The organism is Streptomyces sp. NPDC005706 (assembly GCF_040631045.1).
Classification (GTDB): Bacteria; Actinomycetota; Actinomycetes; order Streptomycetales; family Streptomycetaceae; genus Streptomyces.
In genome coordinates this window covers 184,870-208,255 of sequence record NZ_JBEXYS010000011.1, presented here as the reverse complement: position 1 = coordinate 208,255, position 23,386 = coordinate 184,870, and the positions used below count along the sequence as shown (strand labels likewise).

At 68.0% G+C, this 23,386-nt stretch carries 27 protein-coding genes and 6 pseudogenes; 18 read left to right on the top strand and 15 right to left on the bottom strand.

Features of this window, described 5'->3' with window-relative positions:
- Positions 1–188: pseudogene (locus tag ABZ478_RS20260) on the top strand (hypothetical protein); the annotation flags it as partial.
- A 24-nt stretch (positions 189–212) separates the two neighbouring features.
- Here ABZ478_RS20260 and ABZ478_RS20255 read toward each other — a convergent pair.
- Positions 213–356 (bottom strand): annotated as a pseudogene (locus ABZ478_RS20255) (IS5/IS1182 family transposase); the annotation flags it as partial.
- 1,259 nt (positions 357–1,615) lie between these two features.
- Positions 1,616–1,795, bottom strand: a pseudogene (locus ABZ478_RS20250) (transposase); the annotation flags it as partial.
- A 199-nt stretch (positions 1,796–1,994) separates the two neighbouring features.
- On the opposite strand from ABZ478_RS20250, the gene ABZ478_RS20245 reads away from it, so the two are divergent.
- Positions 1,995–2,453 carry a hypothetical protein gene (locus ABZ478_RS20245; protein ID WP_359551242.1) on the top strand — a complete coding sequence of 153 codons (459 nt, stop codon included), beginning with the start codon at positions 1,995–1,997 and terminating at the stop codon, positions 2,451–2,453.
- Between the two features lie 145 nt (positions 2,454–2,598).
- On the opposite strand, the gene ABZ478_RS20240 is transcribed toward ABZ478_RS20245, so the two are convergent.
- Positions 2,599–3,834 carry a ParB/RepB/Spo0J family partition protein gene (locus ABZ478_RS20240; protein WP_359551240.1) on the bottom strand — a complete coding sequence of 412 codons (1,236 nt, stop codon included), beginning with the start codon at positions 3,832–3,834 and terminating at the stop codon, positions 2,599–2,601.
- Positions 3,831–5,093 (bottom strand): AAA family ATPase, encoded by a 1,263-nt coding sequence (locus ABZ478_RS20235; RefSeq protein WP_359551238.1) that lies wholly within the window; start codon positions 5,091–5,093, stop codon positions 3,831–3,833. Before ABZ478_RS20235 ends, ABZ478_RS20240 begins: the two co-directional genes overlap by 4 nt.
- Positions 5,094–5,462: 369 nt before the next feature.
- Between ABZ478_RS20235 and ABZ478_RS20230 the strand changes: the two genes are divergently transcribed.
- Positions 5,463–5,597: a hypothetical protein gene (locus tag ABZ478_RS20230; RefSeq protein ID WP_359551236.1), complete on the top strand. Its 135-nt coding sequence runs from the start codon at positions 5,463–5,465 to the stop codon at positions 5,595–5,597.
- 313 nt (positions 5,598–5,910) lie between these two features.
- Positions 5,911–6,318: a WhiB family transcriptional regulator gene (locus ABZ478_RS20225; RefSeq protein ID WP_359551234.1), complete on the top strand. Its 408-nt coding sequence runs from the start codon at positions 5,911–5,913 to the stop codon at positions 6,316–6,318.
- A gap of 91 nt (positions 6,319–6,409) precedes the next feature.
- Here the strand turns inward: ABZ478_RS20225 and ABZ478_RS20220 are convergent, their stop codons facing one another.
- On the bottom strand, positions 6,410–7,081 hold the full coding sequence (locus ABZ478_RS20220; protein ID WP_359551232.1) for a nucleotidyl transferase AbiEii/AbiGii toxin family protein: 672 nt from the start codon (positions 7,079–7,081) through the stop codon (positions 6,410–6,412).
- Complete coding sequence (locus ABZ478_RS20215; protein WP_359551229.1) at positions 7,078–7,443, bottom strand: hypothetical protein; 366 nt, start codon at positions 7,441–7,443, stop codon at positions 7,078–7,080. The genes ABZ478_RS20220 and ABZ478_RS20215 overlap by 4 nt, the downstream gene beginning before the upstream one ends.
- Before the next feature lie 404 nt (positions 7,444–7,847).
- On the opposite strand from ABZ478_RS20215, the gene ABZ478_RS20210 reads away from it, so the two are divergent.
- Genes ABZ478_RS20210 through ABZ478_RS20190 form a run of 5 tightly spaced genes read left to right on the top strand, consistent with a single transcriptional unit; the run spans position 7,848 to position 13,303 of the window.
- Positions 7,848–8,864: a GlxA family transcriptional regulator gene (locus ABZ478_RS20210; protein ID WP_359551226.1), complete on the top strand. Its 1,017-nt coding sequence runs from the start codon at positions 7,848–7,850 to the stop codon at positions 8,862–8,864.
- Entirely contained in the window at positions 8,861–10,639 is a 1,779-nt protein-coding gene (locus tag ABZ478_RS20205) for a thiamine pyrophosphate-binding protein (protein WP_359551223.1), read from the top strand. The genes ABZ478_RS20210 and ABZ478_RS20205 overlap by 4 nt, the downstream gene beginning before the upstream one ends.
- Entirely contained in the window at positions 10,611–11,264 is a 654-nt protein-coding gene (locus ABZ478_RS20200; RefSeq protein ID WP_359551220.1) for an SRPBCC family protein, read from the top strand. The genes ABZ478_RS20205 and ABZ478_RS20200 overlap by 29 nt, the downstream gene beginning before the upstream one ends.
- Positions 11,261–12,280 (top strand): ketoacyl-ACP synthase III family protein, encoded by a 1,020-nt coding sequence (locus ABZ478_RS20195; RefSeq protein WP_359551218.1) that lies wholly within the window; start codon positions 11,261–11,263, stop codon positions 12,278–12,280. The genes ABZ478_RS20200 and ABZ478_RS20195 overlap by 4 nt, the downstream gene beginning before the upstream one ends.
- Positions 12,281–12,283: 3 nt before the next feature.
- Positions 12,284–13,303, top strand: coding sequence for a histidinol-phosphate transaminase (locus ABZ478_RS20190; RefSeq protein WP_359551215.1), 1,020 nt, complete (start codon positions 12,284–12,286; stop codon positions 13,301–13,303).
- 56 nt (positions 13,304–13,359) lie between these two features.
- On the opposite strand, the gene ABZ478_RS20185 is transcribed toward ABZ478_RS20190, so the two are convergent.
- Positions 13,360–13,602, bottom strand: coding sequence for a hypothetical protein (locus tag ABZ478_RS20185; RefSeq protein ID WP_359551263.1), 243 nt, complete (start codon positions 13,600–13,602; stop codon positions 13,360–13,362).
- A gap of 14 nt (positions 13,603–13,616) precedes the next feature.
- On the opposite strand from ABZ478_RS20185, the pseudogene ABZ478_RS20180 reads away from it, so the two are divergent.
- Positions 13,617–13,712: pseudogene (locus tag ABZ478_RS20180) on the top strand (IS5/IS1182 family transposase); the annotation flags it as partial.
- Positions 13,713–13,727: 15 nt separating this feature from the next.
- Here ABZ478_RS20180 and ABZ478_RS20175 read toward each other — a convergent pair.
- Positions 13,728–14,084 (bottom strand): DUF6233 domain-containing protein, encoded by a 357-nt coding sequence (locus ABZ478_RS20175; protein ID WP_359551213.1) that lies wholly within the window; start codon positions 14,082–14,084, stop codon positions 13,728–13,730.
- Between the two features lie 78 nt (positions 14,085–14,162).
- On the opposite strand from ABZ478_RS20175, the gene ABZ478_RS20170 reads away from it, so the two are divergent.
- Positions 14,163–14,381 (top strand): hypothetical protein, encoded by a 219-nt coding sequence (locus ABZ478_RS20170; protein ID WP_359551211.1) that lies wholly within the window; start codon positions 14,163–14,165, stop codon positions 14,379–14,381.
- Between the two features lie 197 nt (positions 14,382–14,578).
- Here the strand turns inward: ABZ478_RS20170 and ABZ478_RS20165 are convergent, their stop codons facing one another.
- Positions 14,579–14,821 (bottom strand): hypothetical protein, encoded by a 243-nt coding sequence (locus ABZ478_RS20165; RefSeq protein ID WP_359551209.1) that lies wholly within the window; start codon positions 14,819–14,821, stop codon positions 14,579–14,581.
- A gap of 150 nt (positions 14,822–14,971) precedes the next feature.
- Between ABZ478_RS20165 and ABZ478_RS20160 the strand changes: the two genes are divergently transcribed.
- A complete protein-coding gene (locus tag ABZ478_RS20160; RefSeq protein ID WP_359551261.1) occupies positions 14,972–15,640 on the top strand; it encodes an HNH endonuclease family protein in 669 nt (222 codons plus the stop codon).
- 152 nt (positions 15,641–15,792) lie between these two features.
- Here ABZ478_RS20160 and ABZ478_RS20155 read toward each other — a convergent pair whose 3' ends face one another.
- From ABZ478_RS20155 to ABZ478_RS20145, 3 genes are all read right to left on the bottom strand, one after another.
- Complete coding sequence (locus tag ABZ478_RS20155) at positions 15,793–16,296, bottom strand: hypothetical protein (RefSeq protein WP_359551206.1); 504 nt, start codon at positions 16,294–16,296, stop codon at positions 15,793–15,795.
- 113 nt (positions 16,297–16,409) lie between these two features.
- The gene (locus ABZ478_RS20150; RefSeq protein WP_359551204.1) at positions 16,410–17,045 is read right to left on the bottom strand and encodes a hypothetical protein; all 636 of its coding nucleotides are present in this window, start codon (positions 17,043–17,045) and stop codon (positions 16,410–16,412) included.
- A complete protein-coding gene (locus tag ABZ478_RS20145; RefSeq protein WP_359551201.1) occupies positions 17,015–17,500 on the bottom strand; it encodes a hypothetical protein in 486 nt (161 codons plus the stop codon). Before ABZ478_RS20145 ends, ABZ478_RS20150 begins: the two co-directional genes overlap by 31 nt.
- 311 nt (positions 17,501–17,811) lie before the next feature.
- Between ABZ478_RS20145 and ABZ478_RS20140 the strand changes: the two are divergent.
- Positions 17,812–17,911: pseudogene (locus tag ABZ478_RS20140) on the top strand.
- 429 nt (positions 17,912–18,340) lie between these two features.
- The gene (locus ABZ478_RS20135; protein ID WP_359551198.1) at positions 18,341–18,799 is read left to right on the top strand and encodes a lamin tail domain-containing protein; all 459 of its coding nucleotides are present in this window, start codon (positions 18,341–18,343) and stop codon (positions 18,797–18,799) included.
- Positions 18,800–18,928: 129 nt separating this feature from the next.
- Here ABZ478_RS20135 and ABZ478_RS20130 read toward each other — a convergent pair whose 3' ends face one another.
- Both ABZ478_RS20130 and ABZ478_RS20125 read right to left on the bottom strand, forming a co-directional pair.
- Positions 18,929–19,246, bottom strand: coding sequence for a hypothetical protein (locus tag ABZ478_RS20130; RefSeq protein ID WP_359551197.1), 318 nt, complete (start codon positions 19,244–19,246; stop codon positions 18,929–18,931).
- A 75-nt stretch (positions 19,247–19,321) separates the two neighbouring features.
- Positions 19,322–19,603 carry an ANTAR domain-containing protein gene (locus ABZ478_RS20125; protein ID WP_359551195.1) on the bottom strand — a complete coding sequence of 94 codons (282 nt, stop codon included), beginning with the start codon at positions 19,601–19,603 and terminating at the stop codon, positions 19,322–19,324.
- 59 nt (positions 19,604–19,662) lie between these two features.
- Between ABZ478_RS20125 and ABZ478_RS20120 the strand changes: the two genes are divergently transcribed.
- A complete protein-coding gene (locus tag ABZ478_RS20120; RefSeq protein ID WP_359551193.1) occupies positions 19,663–20,064 on the top strand; it encodes an ATP-binding protein in 402 nt (133 codons plus the stop codon).
- A gap of 290 nt (positions 20,065–20,354) precedes the next feature.
- On the opposite strand, the pseudogene ABZ478_RS20115 reads toward ABZ478_RS20120, so the two are convergent.
- A pseudogene (locus tag ABZ478_RS20115) lies at positions 20,355–21,016 on the bottom strand (GAP family protein).
- Between the two features lie 479 nt (positions 21,017–21,495).
- On the opposite strand from ABZ478_RS20115, the gene ABZ478_RS20110 reads away from it, so the two are divergent.
- The 3 genes from ABZ478_RS20110 to ABZ478_RS20100 all read left to right on the top strand — a co-directional run bounded on the left by ABZ478_RS20110 (position 21,496) and on the right by ABZ478_RS20100 (position 23,239).
- Complete coding sequence (locus tag ABZ478_RS20110) at positions 21,496–21,708, top strand: hypothetical protein (RefSeq protein ID WP_359551190.1); 213 nt, start codon at positions 21,496–21,498, stop codon at positions 21,706–21,708.
- A 251-nt stretch (positions 21,709–21,959) separates the two neighbouring features.
- Positions 21,960–22,163 carry a cold-shock protein gene (locus tag ABZ478_RS20105; protein WP_093471257.1) on the top strand — a complete coding sequence of 68 codons (204 nt, stop codon included), beginning with the start codon at positions 21,960–21,962 and terminating at the stop codon, positions 22,161–22,163.
- 140 nt (positions 22,164–22,303) lie between these two features.
- Positions 22,304–23,239, top strand: coding sequence for an aldo/keto reductase (locus tag ABZ478_RS20100; RefSeq protein WP_359551259.1), 936 nt, complete (start codon positions 22,304–22,306; stop codon positions 23,237–23,239).
- Positions 23,240–23,386 lie beyond the last annotated feature (147 nt).

The window sequence follows — 23,386 nt, the reverse complement described above, 5'->3', positions numbered from 1 at the left end:
CGACTCACCGGCGAGAACACCATCTCCTGGCGCGACCCGACATCAACAAACCAAGCCCGCATCACGGGATGAAACAACGGGCGAAAACGACCTCTAAGAGCATTGACGAGATGCGCGAGGTGCTTGTGAAAGTGCTGACCTTCGGACGAAGGAATGCTCGACCTCGGCTCACGGGCTTCTCGGCCTGACCTGCCGAGCGAGTCGGCGGCCGATCAGCCGCCGCGAGTGACGAAGCCGAGGAAGTGCTCGGCCTTGCGCCCGTAGCGGCGATTGAGGCGCCGGCAGTCGGCTAACCAGGACACGGTTCTCTCCACGATCCATCGGTGGCGGCAAAGCCTTTGTCAGGACTCGACGCCAGTCGGTCGACATCCCCAGAGATGGGCTCGCACCGTTGGCATCGTCATCGGTGCTGAGACTGTATGCAGTCGGCCCCTCATCGGCTCGCATGATTTTCAACCTAAGGGGCTCCCTCGCGGCACACCGAAGTGCCCAGAACCGGGTACATGCGCACTCAGGCGGGCGACGGCACCGCGGTCGTGCTCTCCAGCCTCCGGTCATGTGACGGCGCCCTGCATTGGGCACCCGTGGACACAAGCACTGGCCCCCCGTTCAACACCCTCACAGGCGAGGAGAACGGGGCCAGCGCTTGCCTCAGTCACTCCGGGGTCCTGTTGGAGCATGCCTCGAGGCTCCCCGATGAGCAGCTCCAGTTTTCGGGGGCGCGGGATGCCAGCGCTGATGTCAGGCTCGTGGCAGGATGCTGATTTTGATGGTTTCGGCTTCGCCTTGGCTGGCTAGTGCGTCACGGATGCGTTCTGCCGAGACTGACCACAGTCGCTCGTGGGACGCTGCTCGCCGTAACCGACTCCCTCGGACCCTATTACGGCGTAATGGCTTAGAGCCTCGCCGATTCGTCCCGGTGTGCTGGGGAGGGCTGCTTGGCTATCCCCTTCCGCGCGCTCTGGCGCTTCATCGCTTCCAGGGCCGTCTCCTGCTGTCTTGCAGCCCGTTGACCGCCGCCTGCGGATGCGTGATCGGCGCCATACCGATCAGAGCCTGAACTCGCGGTGTCGTCTACTGAGGCTGACTGTTGTCACTTACGGGTGACCGACTGCCGGCCGCCGTCTCACTCGATCCATTACCGCGTAATAGCGGTAGGTACCGAAGGACGCCCACTCCTGCCAAGTCGACCAACGATGACTGGCGGGTTGGGCGCCGAGGTGGATCTCGGGCGCGACCAGAGCTGCTCGAGCAACACCGCTTCATCGTCAGCGAAGACGCTGAGGTTGCTGTATCGAGCGAGAGGCCGACGAGCGGAGCTATTACCGCGTAAAACCTCACCGGGCTGAGGCCCGCGTTGGTCGTGACTACCGCAAGCACTCCACGTGGCGGCCCACTTCTCTAGGGGCGGCCTCAACGGCTTTACCGCCTTCTGTGTCTCCGAGAGCTGGAACACTCGGCGACAGTGCGAGAAGCCAGGAACGCGCGGTTTGCATGTCAGAGATCGAAGAGGCCAGACGAACGTGCCCGGCTGCTCTTCGGTACGTCCCCTCAGCCTGGTCTTCAGCCTCCCGTACTGATGACTCTCAGCACGAGCCTCTATCCCCGAGACCGCCTTCCACGATCCGTACCGCTCTGGCAGATCAGGCCACTGCGCGCCCCTGCGTATCCCGTGACGCCCGCCGTATATGACTTGGCGGGTATCCCGCCACCGGCCGCAACGCCCGTTGCTCACCGGTAGAAGCGGCTTCAGCCGCTCCCACTGGGCATCCGTCAAGTCACCCCCGTCTCCCACACTCCTAGGGCCTGTTGCGAGAGTGGACTTCTGCAAGAATCACCCCTCCTTGCGTGAACGCGGTTCTGGGCGGCGGCCGGCGCCGCCACGCAGCGACTTTCGGACATGGAGCAATCAGATGGGGTACGGGGGCTCCCTTGTTGTCGTCCACCATCGGCACCCGCTGGGTGAGGTGGCGGGCTTCACTGGCGGGGTGCACATGGAGCTGCTCCAGGAGCGCGCTGATGACTGGCGGCTCTGGTCGGTGGAAGGGCAGAGCTCACTCGATGAGGAGAGTCTCATCCCACTGGTTGACGTCACTGGGCACCCGGTCCTTGCCGGATTCGTCATGGACAGCGACTGCCTTGTCCTGGAAGGCCGGACCAGGGACCAGGAAACCTGGCGCGCATGTCTCGATCGGGCAGCTGCGTCCGCCTACATGGCGGAGGACGGCCAGTCCGTCGACGACTGCGTCTTGGGGCCGGAAGAGGCCGCGGAGCGTGCTGTGGCCTGGGCACGGGCGGCTGGCCTGAATCCCGTTCCCAAGGCGATCGCCGATGTCCTGTCGAAGCGGTCCGGCCCGTTCGTGGAGGATCTGTTCCAGGAGTTCCTGGACGGCTTGGGCATGGAGCTTTCCCGCGTCCAACCGAACCAGAACCAGGATGACGTGCGTACTTGAGTGGAGCGACGGCACCGCTGTCTTGCTCTCCAGCCTCATCCGGTCGTGTGACTGCGCCGTGTTACGGGCACCCCGTGGAGACAAGCAGACGGCCCCGTTCTCCCACCACTACGGGTGAGGAGAACGGGGCCAGTGCTTGCCTCAGTTACTGCGAGGTCTTGCTAGCGGATGCCTCGAGGTGTTCTCGGAGGAGCAGTTCCAGTTCCTCCGGGCAGCGCTTGGCTGCCTCCTTGAGCATGCTGCCCAGCAGCTCCAGCGCCTTCCCTGGCCCCGCCTTGTCCCAGCACCGAGTGGTCATTTGCCGCGTCGCCCGGATGAAGTGCTCGACCTCCATCTTGGTGCCCAGGTGCATGGCGATGTACGTGGGATCGTCATAGGGAAGAGTGCGGGGCTTTCGCCGCATCGCGACGTCCGCCGGCTCCTCCTGCTCCCGAGGCTCAGGGATACCAGCGCTGGCGTCAGGCTCGTCGCCGGATGCGGATTCCGACGGTTCCAGCTTCACCTTGGCCGGTTGCTGCATCACGGATGATGTGTTTTGCCGAGGCTCACCGTCAGCACGCGTGGGATGCTGCTCACCGTCACTGACTCCCCCGGGCTCTATTACGGCGTAATGGCTTTGGACCTCGCCGACCGTGCCCGGCGCAGTGGGGGAGGGCTGCTTGGCTGATCTTTTCCGCGTGCTCTGTCGCTTCAACTCTTCCAGAGCCGCTTCCTGCTGCTCCGGCGGCTTGTTGCCCACCGCTCGTAGAAGCGTGATGGGCTCCGTACCGATCAGAGCCTGCAGTTCCGGTTTCAAGTTCAGAAGCGCGAGACGCTGGGAGACCCAGCCTTGCGACTTGTGCAGGCGCTTCGCCAGAGCGGCCTGCGACCCGTGAATGGCCATCAGGCGCTCAAGAGCGCGAGCCTCGTCGAGTTCAGCGAGGTCGTGGCGGTGGATGTTCGCAACCAGAGCCGATTCCAGCAGCGATTCGGAGTCCTGGCCCTGCTCATCGTCGACCCAGACGCTCAGATGCGTCAGGCCGGCTTCACGAGCGGCGGCCAGGCGGCTGCTGCCGTCGATGACCACGTGGGTGGCGTGAGGATCCAGGTCCTTGTCGCGAGCCGGGTTGGCCCTCACGTAGGCGTCCCGGTTCATGACCGTAATGGCCTGCTTCTGTCCGTGCTCCACGAGGCTGCCCGCCAGCTCGGCGAGGTCGCCGAGGCTGGAGCGGGGGTTATCGGGGTTGGGGCTGATCCGCTCCACAGGCAGCTTGGTGGGTGGTGCGACGCCTTCGGTGGGCACCCCGGTGGCCGCGGCGACTGCCTGGCGGCGCGCGCTGACGGGGGCTGCGGTGCGGCTGCCGAACCGGCCGGCTCCCAGAGCGCTGGCCTTGTTGGTCATGAGATCTCCCGTGCGAGTGCGCGCATGCCGACCGACTGCTGGCAGCGGGGCGCATAGGAGAGCAGAGGCCGCTTCACGCGGACGGCTTCCTTCTGCTCTTTCAAGTCTCCGATGAGGCCGACGACCCGGGGGTCCTTTATGTCGACCCAGCCCTGGAGAGAGGAAGTGGCGATGAATCCGCGGCGGCCGTCGTAGAGGTTGACGACAATGCCGAGATAGTCGAGGACCAGGCCGAGGTCGTTGCTGAGGTCCTCGATCTGAGTGGTCAGGAGGTCGTAGGCGTCGGCGCTGCTGTCTTCGGCTTGGACGACGATGAGGGCGCCTGACTTTCCGGCCTCCTCTCCGTCGCGGCGTCGCCCGTAGTAGGCGGCGGCGTCCATGCTGAGGCCGAGGCTGGGCGGGCAGTCGACGATGATGACGTCGTAATCACCCTCGAGTGGAGCCAGAGCCCGTTCGAGGGCCGCTTCCCGGGCGCGGACGCTGGAGAGGCGGACGTCCAAGAGGAAGGCGTCGTTACAGGCGGGCAGCAGATGCAGCCGGTCGTCGAACGTCTCGGGTTCGACCGTGATGATGAGGTCCCTCAACTCGCCCTTGGGCGTGCCTCCCATGTGGTTGGTGAGGGAGTCGCCGTCCATGGGTAGCGGGGTGCCGCCGAGCTGGTTGGTGAGGTGGCACTGCGGGTCGAAGTCGACCAGCAGAACCCGCATTCCGGGTCCAGGCAGGTTCTCAACATCCAACGGGCCGTCAGCCGGGATGGCCTCCTGGCCGTCGTCGGCCGCGCGCAGAGCGTCAAGGAGCTGCTTGGCAACACGGACAGGGTGAAGCTTGTCGGAATCCTCCGCGAGAGCCTCACCCAGGCCGGCGGTGATGGCGGTCTTACCCACACCGCCCTTCTGGTTACAGACAACGATGCGCCGCGTGATGGCGGGCCGTTCGACGCCGGGGGAGGGGTTGTTGTCCAGCCACAGCTGCACGGACTGGGCCAGACCCTGGATGAGCGAAACGTTGCGGTCGTTGGCGACGCTGCGGAACTCGTCCCACTGCCCTGGAGGAAGAAGGGTGGAGAAGGAGTCGGCGCCGGCGGTGTCGATGCTTCCGGGCGTGGACGCGAGCCGACACCAGTCGACGATGCCCTGCTCGACGGCCTGCTGAATCTCAAGACCGTGCTGCGCGGCCCTGACTTTGAGGTTCTGCCGGAGCCATCCCGGCAGCTTGGACACGACCTTCTCGCGGTCGCTCGAGGTGGCTGGAGAACTCATGCGAGATACCTTACTAACGCGCAAGATCGAATCAAGCACCGGCGCGCTAGATAGGGAAAGTTGAGCCCTAGGAACGCGACTATTCCGCCGTAATGCCTCACAGAGCAGCCCAACCAGCGCCTTCCGCCATCGAACGGCCATGCTCCGCCCCGACCTGGTGAGAGCTCCCGGCGTGACGCCTCAACAGGCGGACAGAAGCCGCCCGTCCATTACCCCGTAATAGCCACAGCCCGGCTCGCCTCAACCGGCCCCAACACACCGAGGGCTGCCCCAGCACCGCGCGACAGGTGCAACGTCCCAGCACAGCCCAGTGGGTGCCTGACAGCTCCTCCTGACCCCTGCCTCCAAGAGCGTCACGGCAGGGAGCCGGTGGCTACGCACCCGGTCGGGAACACGGTGCAGGGCCGCGCCAACGAGGCCAAGCTGGGGGAGCGGTGGCTGAACCTGGAGCCCGACCACGACCGGGACACCGGCCGGGCTGTGCTGAGCAACTTCAGGCGCTGACCAACACGCTTCACGGCCTCTCGGTAGCGCTACCAGGACATCGTGGCCCAAGGCTTGGTGGACAGCCTCTCGACCAGTTGCCCGTCCAGGGCACTGGGCGGCCCGCCAGCGCTCGAGCCACGGCACGTTCATCTCGACCACCGAGTCCGACATGGCGCGACCATTTGCTGACTAATCGGCGACGTCACCAGTGAAAGCTCAGGCCACCCACGATCGAGAGCCGGACCCCTGCATCAGGATCACGGTGGTCGACTCCTCGCAGCCGCCAAGACCGCCTTCACTCACAGGGGTTACTGCAGATACACGACGTTCCATGCAAGGAGCACTTGTCCTAGCGTCTCCGACTCAGTGCCGGCCCTGGTGGGAGCGCAGCAGGCCGGAACAGAAGAGGACGGCATCAGTGAGCGCAGAGGAGCAAGCGTGGGAAGCACGTAGAGCTTGCCGAACTACTGACCCTGATGAGTTGTTCGTCGACAGCGCGGCCCAGAACCGAGCGAGGTCGTCTGCACGGCTCTCCGGTGCGCACAGAGTGCCTTACCTACGCATCGACCGGCGTACCCCATACGGCGTCTGGGGCGGTATGACAGACCGCGAACGACGCGCCCTGCTGCGACGCAGACCCACCGTGACGTCTTGGCGAAGTCTGCTGGAGACCGCCCGTGCGGAGCATGACCAGCGAGCGAGCCGGGGGAGTGGTGAGCGTTGGAACGACGCTGGCTGAGTCACAGCGGCACTGCCCTCCTGGGCGCCGCACTCGGGCTGGTCGTTAGCGGGTGGCCCCACTGCGCCTCGGACCCGAAGATGCTCTTGCATCAGAAATCGTCGGGGCTTCCCTCTACTTGTAGCCTTGCGGCGATGTCGGTGGCCCAGCCGAGAGCCCACGTCCGCAGGGCGTCGATCTGATGGGGCTGGAGTCCGTAGTCGACGTAGTCCTGGTCATCCCACCACTCCGCGCCGGCGAGACGGTCGTGCAGGTCCTCCAGGCTGAACTCGTATCGGGCGTGACGGCGACCGAGGGTCTCGAGCTCGGCTTTGGACCGGTGCTGGGAGGCCGCGTGGACGTCGATCAGATCGCGTACCGCGCCTCTGTCGGCCAGGGCCCGTACCTTCGTTCCGATCACGTCGTCGAGCGACAGCACGGGGCCGTATTCGCTGGCCGCGGGAGGGTGCCAGAGCACCTCTTTGAGTACGTCGACCTCGCACTGCTCGCCTGTACCGGGGTCTGTGGCGAGAAGCCGGCCGGACAACGCTGCGATCTCGATCTGCTCGACCTGCCAGCCACGCTCAGTGAGCCCCTGACTCACTGAGCGGACGATCTCGCTCATCGGGGCCGGATTCTCGGTAGCGACGTCGACATCCTGAGACAGACGGTCTACCAGGCCGTGCGCTTGAACTGCGTATCCGCCGGTGAGCACCAGGGGATACGGATTCCCGATGTCGAGGATGTCGGTCAGGAGGCGGCGATGCAGGTCGGAGAGGCTCACGCGGCAGTAGCGGCCTTGTCCGTGGGCAACTCCGGGAAGCGGTTCTCCCACGCGTCGCGAAGGGGACGGCTGATCAGCGTCCGCAGAATCGGCCACTGGGTGATGAGCAGGCCGCGGTCGAGGAAGGCAATCAGATCCTGCTGCTGCCCCTCCGCCAGTACGGTGCGGTAGAGGCTCATCCGTGAACGAGGCTGGCTGAGCCCGTACGAGCGACGACCGGACCAGACGACGTGCAACGGTAGATCCACCGTGCCGGCCGTTGGCCCGGCAAGCTCCTCCAAGGACGTGGGAAGCCGCAAGGCGTACTGCTCGCGCAGCGTCTCGTAGGCGCTTGGCGTCGAGGAGGTGGTGGATACGGACATGCCTCCTAGTATCGCCCCTCGAGGCTCACCATGGCCACGCAACCGGACGCCCTCAGGTCAGCGAGCGGCGGCGCGTACGCGAATCTGACCCTCGTGAACAGGCAGGATGAGGCCGCGCGTGCCCCACTCGGAACCGCCCGCCCACTCGAAGCGCGGACCGCCGCCCCTGGCATGGGGCCGTCGACCCGAAGTTGTACGAGACGGGCACTGGCGGCATCCATTCCTGACCGGGCCGACAGGCCACCGCACCGCCGCACACTGTGAGCTGCCTCACCCGACGCAGCCCACTCTGCGCGCGAAGTGCCTCGCCAGCGCGTTGTCCGCGTGTGCGGCGGAGCTTGGTGGCCGGATACGTCAGTAATCTGTCATTGCAGCCAGTGCGGCGGCCAATACAGGCTGTGACCGTGTTGGAGCGACGTGTTGTTGTGGTGGTGTACGCGGGTGCGATGGCCCTGGACGTCACCGGACCGATCGAAGTGTTCGATACGGCGAACCGGCTTATGGGCCCCACGGGCACCCCCTACCGGACCGACTTCGTCTCCGCCGACGCACCGCTGGTGCGCATGAGTTCAGGGGTGGTGGTGCACGCCTCGCCGCTGGCGGCGGGTGAGGGCCCGGTCGACACGCTTCTGGTGCCGGGGGGCTGGAGTCTCGACAAAGCGCTCCGCGACCGGGAACTCGTCTCCTGGATCGGCCGTGCCGCGGCCCGGTCGCGCAGAGTCGCCTCCGTGTGCGGCGGATCATTTCTGCTGGCCCAGGCGGGCCTTCTCGACGACAGACGCGCCACCACGCACTGGGCATACAGCGAGGCGATGGCGCGCCGCTATCCGCAGGTGACGGTGGACGCGGAGCCGATCTTCGTCTGGGACGGCCCCTTCGTGACGTCAGCGGGCGTGTCGACGGGGATCGACATGGCGCTTGCCCTGGTGGAGGCCGACCACGGGTCGGCGCTGGCACTGGAGACGGCGCGGTTCCTGGTGCTGTTCCTCAAGCGGCACGGAGGACAGTCCCAGTACAGCGCCGTCCTCGACGCCCAGTTGGCCGACCATCCGCCGATCCGGGCGGCACAGGAGTGGATCCAGCACAACCTGGACGGCCCGCTGCCCGTGGCCGAGATCGCGCGGCGGGCCAACATGAGCCAGCGCAACTTCGCGCGGGTCTTCCGGCGCGAAGTCGGCATGACACCCGGCCAGTACGTCGAGCGCACGCGTATCGCCCGGGCCCGTGAACTGCTGGAGAGCACGGACCTGACGATCGGCCAGATAGCCGGCCGCTGCGGATTCCCCGCCACCGAGACGTTCTTCCGCTCCTTCGGACGAACCCTGGGGCTCACCCCCAAGGAGTACCGGCTGCGCTTCCAGGTCATCTCGCCGTCCGGCCTCATCGACCGGCACCACGAAACGGAGGGAAGCCCCTTATGACCACCACGGCTTCAGGACCGCGCGAAGGAGCGGAATCGGTACGCCTAGTCGACTTTCTCGCCAGGGAACTCGCCAGGGCCAGCGTCACCCACCTGTTCGGGGTCGGCGGCGCGAACATCGAGGACCTGTACGACGCGGTGCACCGCGCCGGCACCGTCCGCGGCGTCGTCGCCAAACACGAGTTCTCCGCCGTCACCATGGCCGACGGGTACGCGCGCACCACCGGGCGCCTCGGCGTGGTCGCCGCTACCTCGGGCGGTGGGGCGATGAACCTGGTACCGGGGCTGGCGGAGGCCCATGCCTCCCGGGTGCCCGTGCTGGCCCTGGTGGGGCAGCCGCCGACCGGCCAGGAAGGGCAGGGGGCGTTCCAGGATTCCAGCGGCAAGGCGGGCTCCTTCGACGCGCGGGACGTCTTCGCCCCTGTGTCGCGGTTCTGCGCCCGCGTCGACGACCCGGATTCGTTCGCGGAGTTACTGCCCAGGGCACTCGCTGCGGCACAGTCCACTCCCCGCGGTCCGGCCGTGCTGCTGCTGCCCAAAGACGTGCAGCAGGCCCGGATCCCGGTACCGGCCCACGGTGAGGCGCAGATGCCGGACGACCTCGCGGCGGCATCCGCGGCACCGCCCGGCGCGGCCGCCGTCGCCGCCGTGTCGGACGCCCTCCGCAAGGCCAGCCGCGTCCTCGTCGTCGCCGGTGAGGAGGTGGCCGCCACCGGCGCGCGTGAGGATCTCGCGGCACTGGCCCGGCGCCTGGGGGCCTGGGTGGCGGTCACCCCGGACGCCAAGGACGTCTTCGACAACCGTGATCCGCGATTCGCGGGCGTGGCCGGGGTGATGGGCCACGCCAACGTCGAGGACTGCTTACGGCGGGCAGACCTGTGCCTGCTCGTCGGTACCCGGTTGCCGCTCCTGGCACGTGGCGGCCTTGACCGGGCCCTGACCGCCACCGACATCGTCTGCCTCGGCTCCGAGCCACCGTTCGTGGCAGGCAGCACGCTCGGCGGGAACCTGCGGGACGCGCTGCGCGCGGTGGCCGCCCGGCTGCCGTCCGACCCACGCCCCTGCCCACCCCACGCCGGCCCGGTGCCCGCACCGGTGCCCTCTCGCCGGGCACGGGAGGGAATCGTCCCCCTCACCCGGGCGGTCGCCGCGGTGGAGGCGGCCCTCCCTCAGGACGCGCACGTCTTCGTGGACGCCGGCAACGCGGGTGCGTGCGCGATCCATCTCCTCCCGGCACCGCGCCACGGCCGCTTCGTGGTGGCGGTCGGCATGGGCGGCATGGGCTACACCTTCGGCGCCGGCATCGGCGCCGCGCTCGCCACCGGCCGGCGCACCTACGTCCTCGCCGGCGACGGGTCCTTCTTCATGCACGGCATGGAGGTGCACACCGCCGTGGAGTACGGCGCACCCGTGACGTTCGTGATCCTCAACAACAACGCGCACGCCATGTGCGCGCTACGGGAGCGGTTCCTCCAGGGCCGGGCCCGCGACGACGACCTGTTCGCACCCACCGACCTCGCCGCCGGAGCGGCCGCCGCCTTCCCGTCGCTGCCGGCCACGGAGGCCACCGACGCGGCGCAGCTGCGCGGGGCACTGCTGCACGGCAACGCGGGCGACGGCCCGGCGCTGGTCTCGGTGGCCTGCGACCCGCTGGAGATCCCCCCGTTCCTTCCCTTCCGGTCCTTCGCCGCCGAAGGCACCCGAACCACCGAAACCGCCGAAGCCACCAAGAGCAAGGAGGGTTCAGATGAGCGAAAAGCCGTCCACGTTGGCTGACATCCCCGGTCTGGTCCGCATCGAGAACGCCGGAAAGGAGGAACTGACCGCCCACTGCATGGAGCTGACCCACGCGGTGTACCCGCACCACCAGGTCCACGGTCAGTACTGCACCATCCACGAGTACGTCGACTGCCCGCCGGAGCAGGCGTACGACTACCTGCGCCAGGGACACCACCTGGAGGAGTGGACCTGCAGCCTGCGGGACTTCGCTCCCACCGGCACGCCGGGGCTGTGGGCCGGCAGGGACCGGCTGGAGGACGACACCACGATCTACTGCAGGGTGCTCGCCAACCGTGAGGTCATGACCGTGGACTACCACTGCTCCTGGGACCAGGGCGACAAGCTGTGGATGATCTACCTGATGCGTGTCGTACCGGCCCGGCTGGTACTCGACAGGCCGGGCTCGGTGATCACGTGGACCAACTGCCGGCACCCCTACTACGACGACAACCCGCACCCCGAGCTGGCACCCGGCCCAGAGCGGCCCTGGGTGGGCGACTACTGGGACCTCTTCTACGCGGGGCACACCCTGGAGATGCGCAACCTCAAGGCCATCCTGGAGCACCGCCACCGCAACGGTCTGCCGGTCGGTTCGGCGCCGGCGAGGGCGGTGGCGCGGTGACCACGGTCAGCCTCACCGACGTCGCGAGCTATCTACCCGGCGAGCCAGTCCCGGCGGAGTTCTACACGGAGTACCCCGGAGCGGAGGACAAGCTCCGCCACCACCCCATGTTCCGGGTCCCGCCGGCACGGCACCACGTGGCCCGGGACGAGACCAACGCGGAGATGGTGGAGCGGGCCGTACAGCCGCTGATCGAACGGCACGGCCGCGCCGAGATTCGGAACGTCGACGTGCTGCTGGTGCACAGCCAGTTGCCCGACCTGCCGTTCGTGGGTGCCGGAACCGAGGTGGCGCGCCGACTCGGCCTGAACCCCGAGTGGCTCGTCGACGTGGCCAACGCAGGCTGCGCGTCCTTCGTGTACATGCTGAAGCTGTCGCGGCAGATCCTCGGCACCACCGACGCGAAGACGGCGCTGATCTGCAACGCGCAGAGCGCCGCCGGGCAGTGGTTCACCCAGTCCGAGGTGCGCAGGCTCGCCCAGGCGGCGATCCCAGGCGACGGGTGCGGTGTGGGGTACGTGACGACGTCGGCCGGGTCACCGGTCCTCGACGTGGAGACGCGGCACATCGGCGAGTACGCCGGTGACATGACGGTGGCGGTCGACGACGGCCGCAAGTACTGGGAGCCGGGAGAGTCCCAGCTGCGGATCGGATTCTCCGACGCAAGCGTGGCCAAGGTCCTGGCGCGGGGCAACCGCCTCGTGCCCGAGGTGGTCACGGACCTGTGCCGACGGCTCGGCGTAGCCAGCACCGACATCGACGTGCTCATCACCAACCAGCCCAACCGCACCTTCCTGCGGAACTGGCGCGAGGCGCTGCTGCTGCCGGCCGAACGGCACCTTCACACCTTCGACGAGTGCGGGAACCTGTTCGGAGCGGCGATCCCGGTCACCCTGGACCGGGCGATCGGCTCCGGGCAGGTGGCAAACGGCGATCTGGTGGTGCTCGGGGGCTTCGCCCACGCGGGCGACTTCGCCGGTGCCGTCGCCGTTCGCTGGCACGGCGGAGGGAACTGAGCCGTGGACGTCCCCGTGCTGCACCGGCTCGCCCTGAACGAGAGTCCGTATCCTCCGCTGCCCTCGGTGCGCGAGGCGATGCGGCGGGCCGTGGCGCAGGCCCACCGCTATCCGCAGTTCCACCCCGACGACCTCACCGAGCGGATCGCCGCGTGGTGCCGGGTGCCTCCCGACCGGGTTGCCGTGGGCAGCGGATCGGTCGGCGTGGCGCTGCAGTTGTTCCGGGCGGTGGTGCGGCCCGGCGACACGGTGGCCCACGCCTGGCGCACGTTCGACGCGTATCCCCAGCTGGCCGCCATGGCCGGCGCTCGGTCCGTCCCCGTACCGCTGTCACCGGACGGACACCAGGATCTGGGCGCCCTGCTCGCGGCGCTCGACCACCGCACGCGGGTCGTGGTGCTGTGCAATCCCCACAACCCCACCGGCAGCCTCATCGGCGCCGAGGCCCTGTCGGCATTCCTGCGCCGGGTTCCCCGGCACGTCACCGTGCTCCTCGACGAGGCGTACGTGGAGTTCGCCCGCGGCGCCGACCTACCAGACTCGCCGGCACTCGTGGGCGCGTACACCAACCTGCTGGTCCTGCGCACCTTCTCCAAGGCGTACGGTCTCGCGGCGCTGCGGGTCGGCTACGGGCTGGGCGCCCCCGGCCTGGTAGAGCGGATCCGCGGGCAGCAGCTGCCCTTTGGGATTAACGCGGTGGCAGCGGCCGCGGTGAAGGCCTCGCTGCCGGCCGAGAGCGAGCTGCGCCAGCGCGTGGACACGGTCGTCGCCGAACGCGAGCGGCTCCGCGGCGAGCTCGTGTCTCTCGGCTGGCGGGTCCGGGCCGGCCACGCCAACTCCGTCTGGCTCGCGGCGCCCGATCCGGTCGGCGAGGGCGCCGCGGCGCTCGCCGGCGCCGGTGTCCAGGTGCGCCACTACCCCGGCGAGGGCCTGCGGCTCACCGTAGGCGACCGAAAGGCTAGCGACGCCGTGCTGACCGCGCTGGCCGGACTGCGCGGACAGCGGCGCGCGTCGCACGCGTGAAGCACCCGCCGGTACGGTCCGGGGCCTCCGGCCGCCGCCGGCGGCCCCGGACCGGTTCATGCCGTCGGCAGGAGGGGCCGGAGCCCCCTGGCTTGACGGGGCCGGCGTCTTCCTCCGAACCGAGTCGCATCGAGGCCGGGGCGCTGAAGGTTTGACTCGACGATCTCGTAGCCGCCTTCGGCCAGGACGGCCACTGAGCCGAACCACACGTGGTCGTCCTCGTCGGGCTGGACGACCACGAAAGTGCTGTCGGAGTTGTTGAGGTCGCTGATCATCATGAACAGCGCGTCCTTGTCCACCAGGGCGGCGATAGCAGTGGCGCGGCCTGGCCACACGAACCGACAAGCTCGCCCTTGCCTACCAGGCCGCGCTACACCTCGTCGGCATCCTCATCTGGACCCGACGCTGACCAAAGAGACAGAACCTAGTCCAGAACACCGAGGGCCGAATCGGGCCGGCAGTGGACGCACGGCGGCACCTGCCGACGCAGTGCCTCGAGTGCCTGCTCGCGTGTCGCCGGACGGCAACGCCCGCTCTTGGCGGCTGCCCAGCAGTCACCGGCGTGCACGGCGTCGACATTCCCGCGGTTCAGCCCGTACTGGATCAGCCAGTCTGGCGGGGCCGGCCGCATCTCCTTGCCCCGGCACTGCTCCGCCTCGCGCCGCTCCTCGGCCTTGATCCAGCCGTCGAGCTGCGCGAGTGCTGCCGCCGCCTGCTGGGCGACGACGCGGCGGGCGAAGCGCAGCGCCTCGAGGCGCGAGATCGGCCGCTCACCACTCACTGCTCCGTTCCTCTCCCGCGCTACGTCGGCTCGAGTGCCGTTTGGCCACTAATTCGAACACGCGCTCTAATTAGAATTATGCATCGCGTTGACCACCTCACCGACACCCAGGAACGGATCCTGCGCTTGATCCGCGAGCACATCGCCACCCACGGCGAAGCTCCGACGATCACGCAGATCGGGGCGGCCGCGGGCCTGCGGAGCCGAGCTCCGGTGCACTACCAGCTGGGCGAGCTTGAGACGAAGCACGCGATCGTCCGGGAGCCTGGACAGCGCAGAGGGATCCGTCTGGCATGACCAGCCCCGACCGCTACTACCTGCTGCTCGCCTGTGACGGGCGCCTGGTTCTGCGCGGCTAGTGGGGAACGGAGGCGGTCGCCCGGAGGAAGTTCCGTAACTAAGTCGGCGAATACGGCAGCCTGCCCGGTGCCCGGATCACCCTCACTGACGAGGAGACCGCTGCCATGCTGGCGAGCTGGCCCGGCCAGCAGGAGTTATTCGACTGTTGGGTCCTCTTGGGTGTGCCGGACGGCCTTTTTCACGGCCTGCTCGACCTCGTATCGGTTTGCTCCCACCGCTTCCGTGTGTGCCGTGATGGCCGCCTGCACGGACTCGGCTGCATCGCGCCAGCGCCGCAACTGGACGTCGAAGTCGTCACCGGTGAGGCCGGCGAGTCTCGCGCGCTCCTGCTCGGCGGATCGTTCCAGCTCGATCAGCTCATCGGGGACTTCTGCCACAGCACCGGAGCCTAGGCGGCGAGCAGGCAGCGTCGACGATCTCACTTAACGCCCGATCGGGTAGAGCCACAGCTCGTTGCCGGGCGCGTCGCCCGCGGTAGCCGCTACGAAGATCACGAACCGCCCGTGACCTTCGAGAGGACCCGCCTCGTGCGCTTGGCCCGCTTCGCCGCCGCGACCGCCGTGCTCGCCGCCCTTTTGATCCCGACGACCGCCGATGCCGCCTCCGCCGCCGAGCCTGGGGACACTGTCACGCTGCCTGTGCGGGATGCGCTCGCTCAGCTCCCGGTCCGAGTCGAAGACCGCACCGGATACGAACGCAGTAAGTTCCGGCACTGGATCGACGCAGACAAGGACGGGTGCAACACCCGGGCCGAGGTCCTCAAGGCCGAGGCCGTCATCGCGCCGACGCAGGGCGCGAGCTGCATGTTGAGCGGAGGCGAGTGGTACTCGCCTTACGACGACCGCTACATCGACGGTCCAAGGGGCCTGGACATCGACCACCTAGTCCCGCTTGCGGAGGCGTGGGATTCCGGCGCATACGCGTGGACGGCGAAAGAGCGCGAGGACTACGCCAACGATCTCGGCGACGACCGGGCGCTGATCGCAGTGTCCGCGGCCAGTAACCGCAGTAAGGCCGACCAGGACCCCAGCACATGGCTGCCGCCGGCGCAGGGCTACCGCTGTCAGTACGTCACCGACTGGATCGCGGACAAAACGCGATGGGGCCTGAGCATCGACGCCACCGAAGAGGCCGCGCTCACCGAAGAACTGAGCCGATGCCCCAACGCCCCGATCACTGTCATGACAGCCCGCTAGGCCTCCCCACACCGTGCACGACGTGCGAGCGGCACCTGGTCCGGCCCGCTGTTACTTGCTCGCATTGGGCGCTCTGGCAGTCGTCTCGTGCCGATGCCCGGGCACGGTCGCTGAGGACAGGTGCCCGGGCATCGGTGAACTTGTTCCAGCGGTCAGCCCGTTCGGACGGAGGCCCCGTAGCTGTCCGTCTGGCGCAGCATTCTGGCGTCGTGCGGGGGTGCCGGCCATGCCTGGATGAGGTACCACTCGGTGACCTCATCGGGGGCGAGGTCGATGGCGGTGTCGCGGCCGCGGGCATGGATGCGAAGCCGATAGATGCCGGGTCCGTCGAAGGACAGGACCGGCAGCTCCTCGTCCAGGTCGTCCATCAGGCCGCGCACCATCAGCTCCCCGGAAACCGATTGCAGGGACACCTCGACGATCTCGTCCCACTCGGCGCCTCCGGGCTCGGGGGCGCCGATGTGCAGGGTGACGGTGACGTCGACGTCCCCGGTGTGGATGCCGGTGTGGACGGTGGCGATGCCGTCCTGGACCTCGATCAGTCCGTTGTGGGTGCGGGGCAGGTCGGGGCCGGCAGGCCCGTCCTCGTCGTTGATCTGGAACTGGTGGTACTGCACGGGCACGAGCCCGCGCCCGTACTCGGCCTGATCGCTCATGGCGTGTTCCCGGGAGATCGGCGGCTGGTTACGGCTTGATCCAGACGAGGAATCTATCCTTCTCCAGGACCCGGTTGTAGAGGTAGAAGCGGCCCAGCGCCTTGCCGCCCTCCTCATTCTGCGTGGCGTTGATCATGCGCCAGCTGAAGTGACCCTCCGCCCGTGGAGGCACCCTGCCAGGTGGAGGCGAACGGGTACTCGTCGCACTGCTTGCCCGCAGGCCGGTGCCGGCTCGAGGGGCAGGCCTTGTTCCGGTTCTTCTTGATCTTTTCCTTGTCGGTGAGGCGGGTGAGGTACTTCGTCGTGCCGTACTTGCCCGGCAGGTGTTTGGTGTTCTGCGCGTACTGGATGTGCTTGGCCAACTCCGGGTACGGGCCGCTCTTGGCGTAGACCAGCACCGGAATGTACGGCATGACACAGCCGATCTTCGAGGTGCCGGGCAGCGCGTTGTCACACCTGACCGTGGGCAGGCTCAGCGTGATCTCGTTCGACGGTCCGGCCCACTTGGGGTTGGTGAAGTTCCAACGGGCCGTCCCCTGCCCCTCCCCCTTGGCGCCCTTGGGCCGGGCCTGGATGGTGGTGTCGAAGAAGAACTGTCCGACAGCCTCCTTGTTCCTGCTCACCGCCTGGGAGGGGAACTTGCTCTCGGTCACCTTGCACTTCCCCGCACACGTGCCCTTCCCGTTCGCGCTGCTGCCCACCGCGTCGCCCGAGGCACTCACCTCCACCAGCTCCACCTGGACGCCCATGCCTTGATGTCACGCTTGCTGTACGCGTAACCCACGGCGAGGTAGTGCATCGTGCCGGTGACCCGGCCGGTGCGGGTGTCGTGCACCGTCAGGTCGGCGGAGAAGACGCCGCAGGCCTTGAACCGGGTGACGTACCAGTTGTTGTCGGCGCCGTGGTCGTCACACCAGTTCGGTGTCGGCCACGCGGTGATAGCCGGCTGGCGGTCGCCGGCGGGAGGCTTCGTTCCCCAGGTGAGGCAGGCCACCGGCTTGGTGCTGCCAGCGTCGCGAGCGGCCTTCAGCCGGGCATCGCAGGCTGCCTTTGCCTCAGCAGTAGTGGTCTTGGATGTGATGGCCACCTGGGCCAACGAAACCGGCGAAGTTCTCGGGGTGGCTTGCGCGGTGGTCAAGGAACCGCTCAGCAGACCCAGTGTGACGGCACTGGCAGAGAGCAGCTTTCTGTATCTGAGACGCACGAAATCTCTCCCCGTGATGGTCGTGGTCGAGTGACATCTGTGACGGGACTGTCACTCGTGGTGATCACATCACGGGAGGGGCTGGGGGGCGGGTAGCTCCGAGACGAACTAGGGTTCTATATGCGCCAGTTCGGAATGCAAGTCCATCCGCATTCATCTACCCGAAGAGCCACGCCGCAGAGAGGACCACACGGCGCCTACCCGACTAGGGCTGAGCCCCGGTCTCGGTCAGTAGGGCGTCAGGATGCCGTCAGCGGCTCCCGGCATCGTTGTTCCTGTGACCGGCGCGAAAGTCCAAAAGCTGGGAACAGGGAGAGGTGCCCGGAGTGGTTGATCGGGGACCAGCGAGCTCGCCTCACGGTCGGGCCCCTTCAGGGGTCCACGCAGGTTCGAATCCTGCCCTCTCCGCCATAACCCCTCCGATCCCTCTCGGGCACCGAATGGCCTGGGCGGTGCATCAGCCCTCGAGCCAGCGGCGGCCGCCCGTGTCTGTTACTCACTTTCGGGTGAACGTGATCACGGCGGCGGGGCTGCGGCCTCCGTCGGATGGTTGCCTCAGGCCCGTAATCTCGGGGCGGCCACGCCTGATAGCCCGTCAAGCCGGTGCGTTCTGCGCATAGATGGTCGTTACATGCGAGTGTCACAGAGATTTGGCGAATTCGTCATCTCATTCGCATTACTCCCGCAATGTGACGATCGGGGCTGCAGGGTGCTGGTGTGCGGCCGACCGGCCGCACACCAGCACAAGCACCCTGCTGGTCTGCGGTTTCGACATGTCGTGGCCGGGATCGGGGTGTGCGCACGAAGGGGAATCCTGTGTCCGTTTCTTCCTCTGTCCGTATGACCGCCGTCGCCGCTGTCGCGGCCGCCGCCGTGGGCGCGGTGGCACTGCCGGCTGCGGCGTCGCCTGCCGATCACCACTACCCGGGCCGCGCGCACGCCGCGGTGTACATCTCGAGCGTGCGGTACGACTCCCCGGGCCGGGATGACCGCTCGAACTGGTCGCTGAACCAGGAGTGGGTGGACATCACCAACTCCACCCGCCGGGCGGTCAACCTGGACGGCTGGACCCTTCGGGACGAGGACGGCCACACCTTCACCTTCCGCCACGTCCGCCTGGACGGCCGCTCCACCGTCCGCGTCCACACCGGCGTCGGCCGCGACACCCGCACCGACCTGTTCCAGGACCGGCGGGCGTACGTGTGGAACAACGACTACGACACCGCGACCCTGCGCAACGACCGCGGCCGGTTCGTCGACGACGTCTCCTGGGGCCGCCACCGCGGACACCGCCACTGACCCACTCGAGGGGCGGTAGGTGACGTCGGCCGGTGAGTCGGCGCCAACGGTGGGCCTCTCGACAGTGTGGGGAGGCCCACCTGCTGTGCCGGACCATGTGTCCCATGGGCGGCGCGTGGGCGTACTCGGTCAGTGCGCCGCTTCGACGTTCGTATAGAGGGCCTGGGCGAGTCCTGCTCGGCGGCCAGTCGGGCGTTGAGGGTGGCGAGGGCGAGCGCTGCTGCGGCGATGACCATTCCTGCGGCGGCGGTCAGGACCCTGCGCATCCGGCGACCAGGGCCTCGCCGGTTTCCAGGCAAGCGTTTTGCGGGCGTGCGGCGACAGCCAAGGCGATCCGGCCTTGTCGAGGTCGACGCGGTAGACGGCGGCCTGGGTGAGCGAGAGAAAGCCGAGCCCGGCTTCAAGCGCGAGGGCGAACATCGAGGGCGCCAGGTGCAGCCAGAACACCCCTCGTCTGCGGGCGTTGGACTACGGCGACCTTGTCCTGCGGCATGACCTGCGGTGGCCACGGGCCCCTGCGGGTCACGTAGCAGGCCGTGTGCCGAAAGCGCGGCGGGCTACCGCTGCGCGCAGTTCCACCAGGAGCTCATCGGCAAGCGGTGCGCCCTGGGCGTACGTGAGGATTCGTTCCGCGACGGTGGTCAGTTTGGTGTTGGTGTGCTGGGAGACCTCCCGCAGCTCGGCGAAGCCGTCGTGCGGTGGTAACTGGCCGACGACCGTCAGGACGCCGATGGCCTGGTCGATCACGGCGTGCGGGGCGAGGGCCTGGTGCAACTGCCTATTTTCTATGCGCAGCCGCTCCACCTGCGTCCTCAGATGCAGGGTCGCGTCGGGGCGCGGGCAAGAGGTCGTGATCTCATTCCATGTCCTGCAGCGGAACGCATGCCCAGGCCCTGGCAGTCGACTTCCTTACCCGCGTGCAGGCCGAACACGGGATCCCCGTCTCGCAGCGCGCCATGGATCTGACCCGGCTGGTGGTCAGCGAGCTGGTCACCAACGCCCGCAAGTACGCCCCAGGGCCGGTGCTGCTGGATGTGCGGATCGTCGGGGACACGGTCGAGGTCGTGGTGGGGGACTCCGACCCGGTGCTGCCGATCGCCTGGGCCGCGGACGCCGGCCGGGTCGGGCAGCACGGCCTGGAGATCGTCATGGCCGTCTGCCGGCGTTTCGAAGCCCAGCGGGAACCGGTCGGCAAACGCATCACCGCCTGCCTCGCCCTGCTGGATGACCCGGGCGGCGCGGTCGCCGGTAACCGCCCCATGTAACGACAGAGCGAGCAAGCCCACGGCCCTTTCAAGGAGCGGGTTCGGTAGCCGCCCGCGACCCTGTCGTCCTCCCCACCGTGTCGGGGCAGACAGTCGGATACGCGCTCATCACCGCAGCCGTAGCAATCAGAGTCGGCCCCCTCGTTCTGGCTCCAGCCTGTCTGCGCCCCGCGGCCTGCCCTAAGGAGGCGACGGAAGCGCTTGGCGATCTTGCCCGCACGGGACACGACGAGGCGCGGTCGGAGGGGAGGCGGTCCCAGGTGTACTCCTCGGGCTTGTTGGAGGGCGGTCTATCGGCCGAGTCCGGCGAGCCCGTCGCCGAGGATGTTGGCACCCAGGAGGACGAGGACGACCGCGGTGATCACGACACTGTTGGTGATCATGAACTGTCGGACGCTGTCCAGGAACGACGCCGCGCGCCGGCCCCCGAAGAGGTGAGCGGCGACAGCTCCCAAGACGGTGCAGGAGCCGAGGAGCACGAACAGGGCGACGGCCACGGTGAGGTCGCTGCCGTGAGCACCTGTTTCGACAGCCGCCGTGGCGGCCGCTGCCGTCAGCACCAGATTCTGAGGGTTGGCGCCCGACAGCAGGGCGCCGAGGAGCAGGGCCCGCCCGGCCGTCCGTCGCCGAGGGACTCCATCCAGCGCGGTGTCTCGGCCGTCTCACCGGCAGGCGGCCGCTTCCACCACTTGCGTACACCCCAGACGACAAGGGCTGCTCCGGCCAGCACACGTTCCCAGTTGGCAATCGCCGACGATGTGCTGTCGGGGTCGTCGGCTCGACCGAAGACCAGTACGACGACGGTTGCCGCGACTGCGAGGCCGGCAACCCACCCGGCAGCGAACAGCAGACCGTTGCGATGGCCATGTCCGCCGGCCAGGATCAACACGATGCCGACCACGGGGAACGGGCTGAGCGCGACGGCCAGGGCCGCCGGCAGCAGCGATCCCATCGTCTGCAGCAGCACAAATGACCTTCCCGAGCCGTGAACCTGCCGCTTCGAGCAGCCTTGGACGAGACGCTATCCAGAACCTTTCCTCGCCTCCCCCCGGCTTGGCCGTTCAAATGGGTCATGGCGCGGCAGCGCCACACCGACCCCGACGCAGCCCCATCGGTCGTCACCTCAGGCGAACGCAGCTGCGGGCGACGAGCGATGGGGCTTTACCCCACTGCGACTGGCCGTCTGCTCGCAGTGCCTCGACCGTTGCTGACCCCGGCCGCTGCTGCCACTGGCGCCGCCCCACCGGTGGGTGCGGTCAGCCCTTCGCGCTCCCAGCCGAGCGGTCTATGCGATCGCCGCTTCCTCGCCGCCAGCAGCGCCCGTCTGCCGGTTGGAGCACCGACTGCCCGTCTAAGCGGTCAGTGACTGCGTCGAAGAGGCCCGGGAGCCGGCCGCAGGGGTGGCGGAACAAGGCGTGGGAGACCAACCACATGCAGGTCCCGGTGCTGGTCGAGGTCGACAGCCGGGCCCGCAGTCCGTGGATCACGTGGTTCACCGACTGCGCCACCAACGCCATCACTGGTGTCGATCACGCCCGGGCATCCGTCGCGGGAGTCGGTGTTGACCTAGCGTTGCTCGACCAGTCGGAGCTCACCACCCAGGTAGGGCATAACCGCATGAGGGATGCGGTTGCCAGTCACTGACCTGGGCCTTCGTGAGACGTTGGCACGTATGCGGCACGTCGGGGCAACACGCCACGATGACCGGAACCGCGTGGGCGAGCCTCATCAGTCGGTGTAGCGTCGTGGCCAGCAGTCGTGGTTCCGAAGTCCCGTTCGCCCGTGATCGCAATCGCGGGCGTTTTTGCTGTTCGGCGCCTCTCCGGACCAGGGCGATCACCTCCGGGTCCCGCACGGTGCGAGACCCGATACGAGTCCTTTCGAAGGAGACAGGCATGGCCAAGGGCACTGTGAAGTGGTTCAACGCGGAAAAGGGCTTCGGCTTCATCGAGCAGGAGGGTGGCGGACCCGACGTCTTCGCCCACTACTCGAACATCGCCACCCAGGGCTTCCGAGAGCTTCAGGAGGGCCAGAAGGTCGAGTTCGACGTTACGCAGGGCCAGAAGGGCCCGCAGGCGGAGAACATCCGCCCCCTGTAACGAGGGAACAAGGAAGAGGCCCCAGCCGGAACGCACCACCGGCTGGGGCCTCTTCGCTCTTACTCGCCCCGCCGGAGGTTTCCAATCCTCCGACGGGGCGGGCGCACGAGAGGCGGCCGGCCAAGGGGTCAGCCGCCGTACTGCTGTTAGGGCTTTCGATCCGGATCATCCACCGCGCCCTCGACGCGGGCATCAACTTCGTGGACACCGCGGACGTGTACTCCGCCGGCGTCTCGGAGGAGATCGTCGGCAAGGCGCTGAAGGCCCGCCGCGAGGACGTCTTCCTGGCCACCAAGTTCTTCATGCCCATGGACCAGAACGACCCCAACCAGCGCGGCGGTTCGCGCCGCTGGATCATCCGCGCGGTCGAGAACTCCCTGCGGCGGCTCGGCACCGACCACATCGACCTCTACCAGGTCCACCGCCCCAGCCCCGACACAGACGTCTCCGAGACCCTCGGCGCCCCCACCGACCTCGTCCGCCAGGGCAAGGTCCGTTACATCGGCTCCTCGTCATACTCCGGCTCGCAGATCGTCGAAGCCCAGTGGACCTCGCGCCAGCGGAACATGGAGCGCTTCGTCACCGAGCAGCCGCCCTACTCGATCCTCGTCCGCGGCATCGAAGAGGACGTGCTGCCCACCGTGCGGCGCCACGGCATGGGCACCCTCACCTACAGCCCGCTCTCCGGCGGCTGGCTCTCGGGCCGCTACCGCAAAAATGCCACCGAGGGACCCGCCTCCGCCGCCCGCCCCCAGGCCCGCTTCGACATGAACACCCCCGCTAACCAGCGCAAGCTCGACGCCGTCGAACAACTCGCCGTCCTGGCGGAGAAGGCCGGCATCTCCCTCATCGAACTCGCCGTCGCCTTCGTCATCAACCACCCCGGCGTCACCTCAGCGATCACCGGACCGCGCACCACGGAGCAGCTGGAGGCGTTCCTGTCCGCCGCCGACATCACCCTGTCCTACGACGTCCTCGACGCCATCGCCGAGATCGTCGCCCCGGGCGTCACGGTCAACCCGGTCGACAACAGCTACGGAGACTTCGAGCTGCGGGCCGACCAGCGGCGCCGCTGACATCAGCCGGCTCGGCCGGCCACCGTGGGCAGAGCCGGAGCACCAACCCGGCCCACCGGTGAACAACCGCCCCGGGCGCCGCGCCGGAGCAGGACCACCGGCTTTCCATACGAGTGCCAACCCCCTCAGTGCTGCAAGCGCAGCACT

Coding starts and splice junctions, on each gene's coding strand:
- ABZ478_RS20245 (WP_359551242.1), top strand. CDS start 1,995: ATGGAGCTGCTCCAGGAGCGCGCTGATGACTGGCGGCTCTGGTCGGTG.
- ABZ478_RS20240 (WP_359551240.1), bottom strand. CDS start 3,834: ATGACCAACAAGGCCAGCGCTCTGGGAGCCGGCCGGTTCGGCAGCCGC.
- ABZ478_RS20235 (WP_359551238.1), bottom strand. CDS start 5,093: ATGAGTTCTCCAGCCACCTCGAGCGACCGCGAGAAGGTCGTGTCCAAG.
- ABZ478_RS20225 (WP_359551234.1), top strand. CDS start 5,911: ATGCAAGGAGCACTTGTCCTAGCGTCTCCGACTCAGTGCCGGCCCTGG.
- ABZ478_RS20215 (WP_359551229.1), bottom strand. CDS start 7,443: ATGTCCGTATCCACCACCTCCTCGACGCCAAGCGCCTACGAGACGCTG.
- ABZ478_RS20205 (WP_359551223.1), top strand. CDS start 8,861: ATGACCACCACGGCTTCAGGACCGCGCGAAGGAGCGGAATCGGTACGC.
- ABZ478_RS20200 (WP_359551220.1), top strand. CDS start 10,611: ATGAGCGAAAAGCCGTCCACGTTGGCTGACATCCCCGGTCTGGTCCGC.
- ABZ478_RS20170 (WP_359551211.1), top strand. CDS start 14,163: ATGCATCGCGTTGACCACCTCACCGACACCCAGGAACGGATCCTGCGC.
- ABZ478_RS20155 (WP_359551206.1), bottom strand. CDS start 16,296: ATGAGCGATCAGGCCGAGTACGGGCGCGGGCTCGTGCCCGTGCAGTAC.
- ABZ478_RS20150 (WP_359551204.1), bottom strand. CDS start 17,045: ATGGGCGTCCAGGTGGAGCTGGTGGAGGTGAGTGCCTCGGGCGACGCG.
- ABZ478_RS20135 (WP_359551198.1), top strand. CDS start 18,341: ATGACCGCCGTCGCCGCTGTCGCGGCCGCCGCCGTGGGCGCGGTGGCA.
- ABZ478_RS20120 (WP_359551193.1), top strand. CDS start 19,663: ATGTCCTGCAGCGGAACGCATGCCCAGGCCCTGGCAGTCGACTTCCTT.
- ABZ478_RS20110 (WP_359551190.1), top strand. CDS start 21,496: ATGCAGGTCCCGGTGCTGGTCGAGGTCGACAGCCGGGCCCGCAGTCCG.
- ABZ478_RS20105 (WP_093471257.1), top strand. CDS start 21,960: ATGGCCAAGGGCACTGTGAAGTGGTTCAACGCGGAAAAGGGCTTCGGC.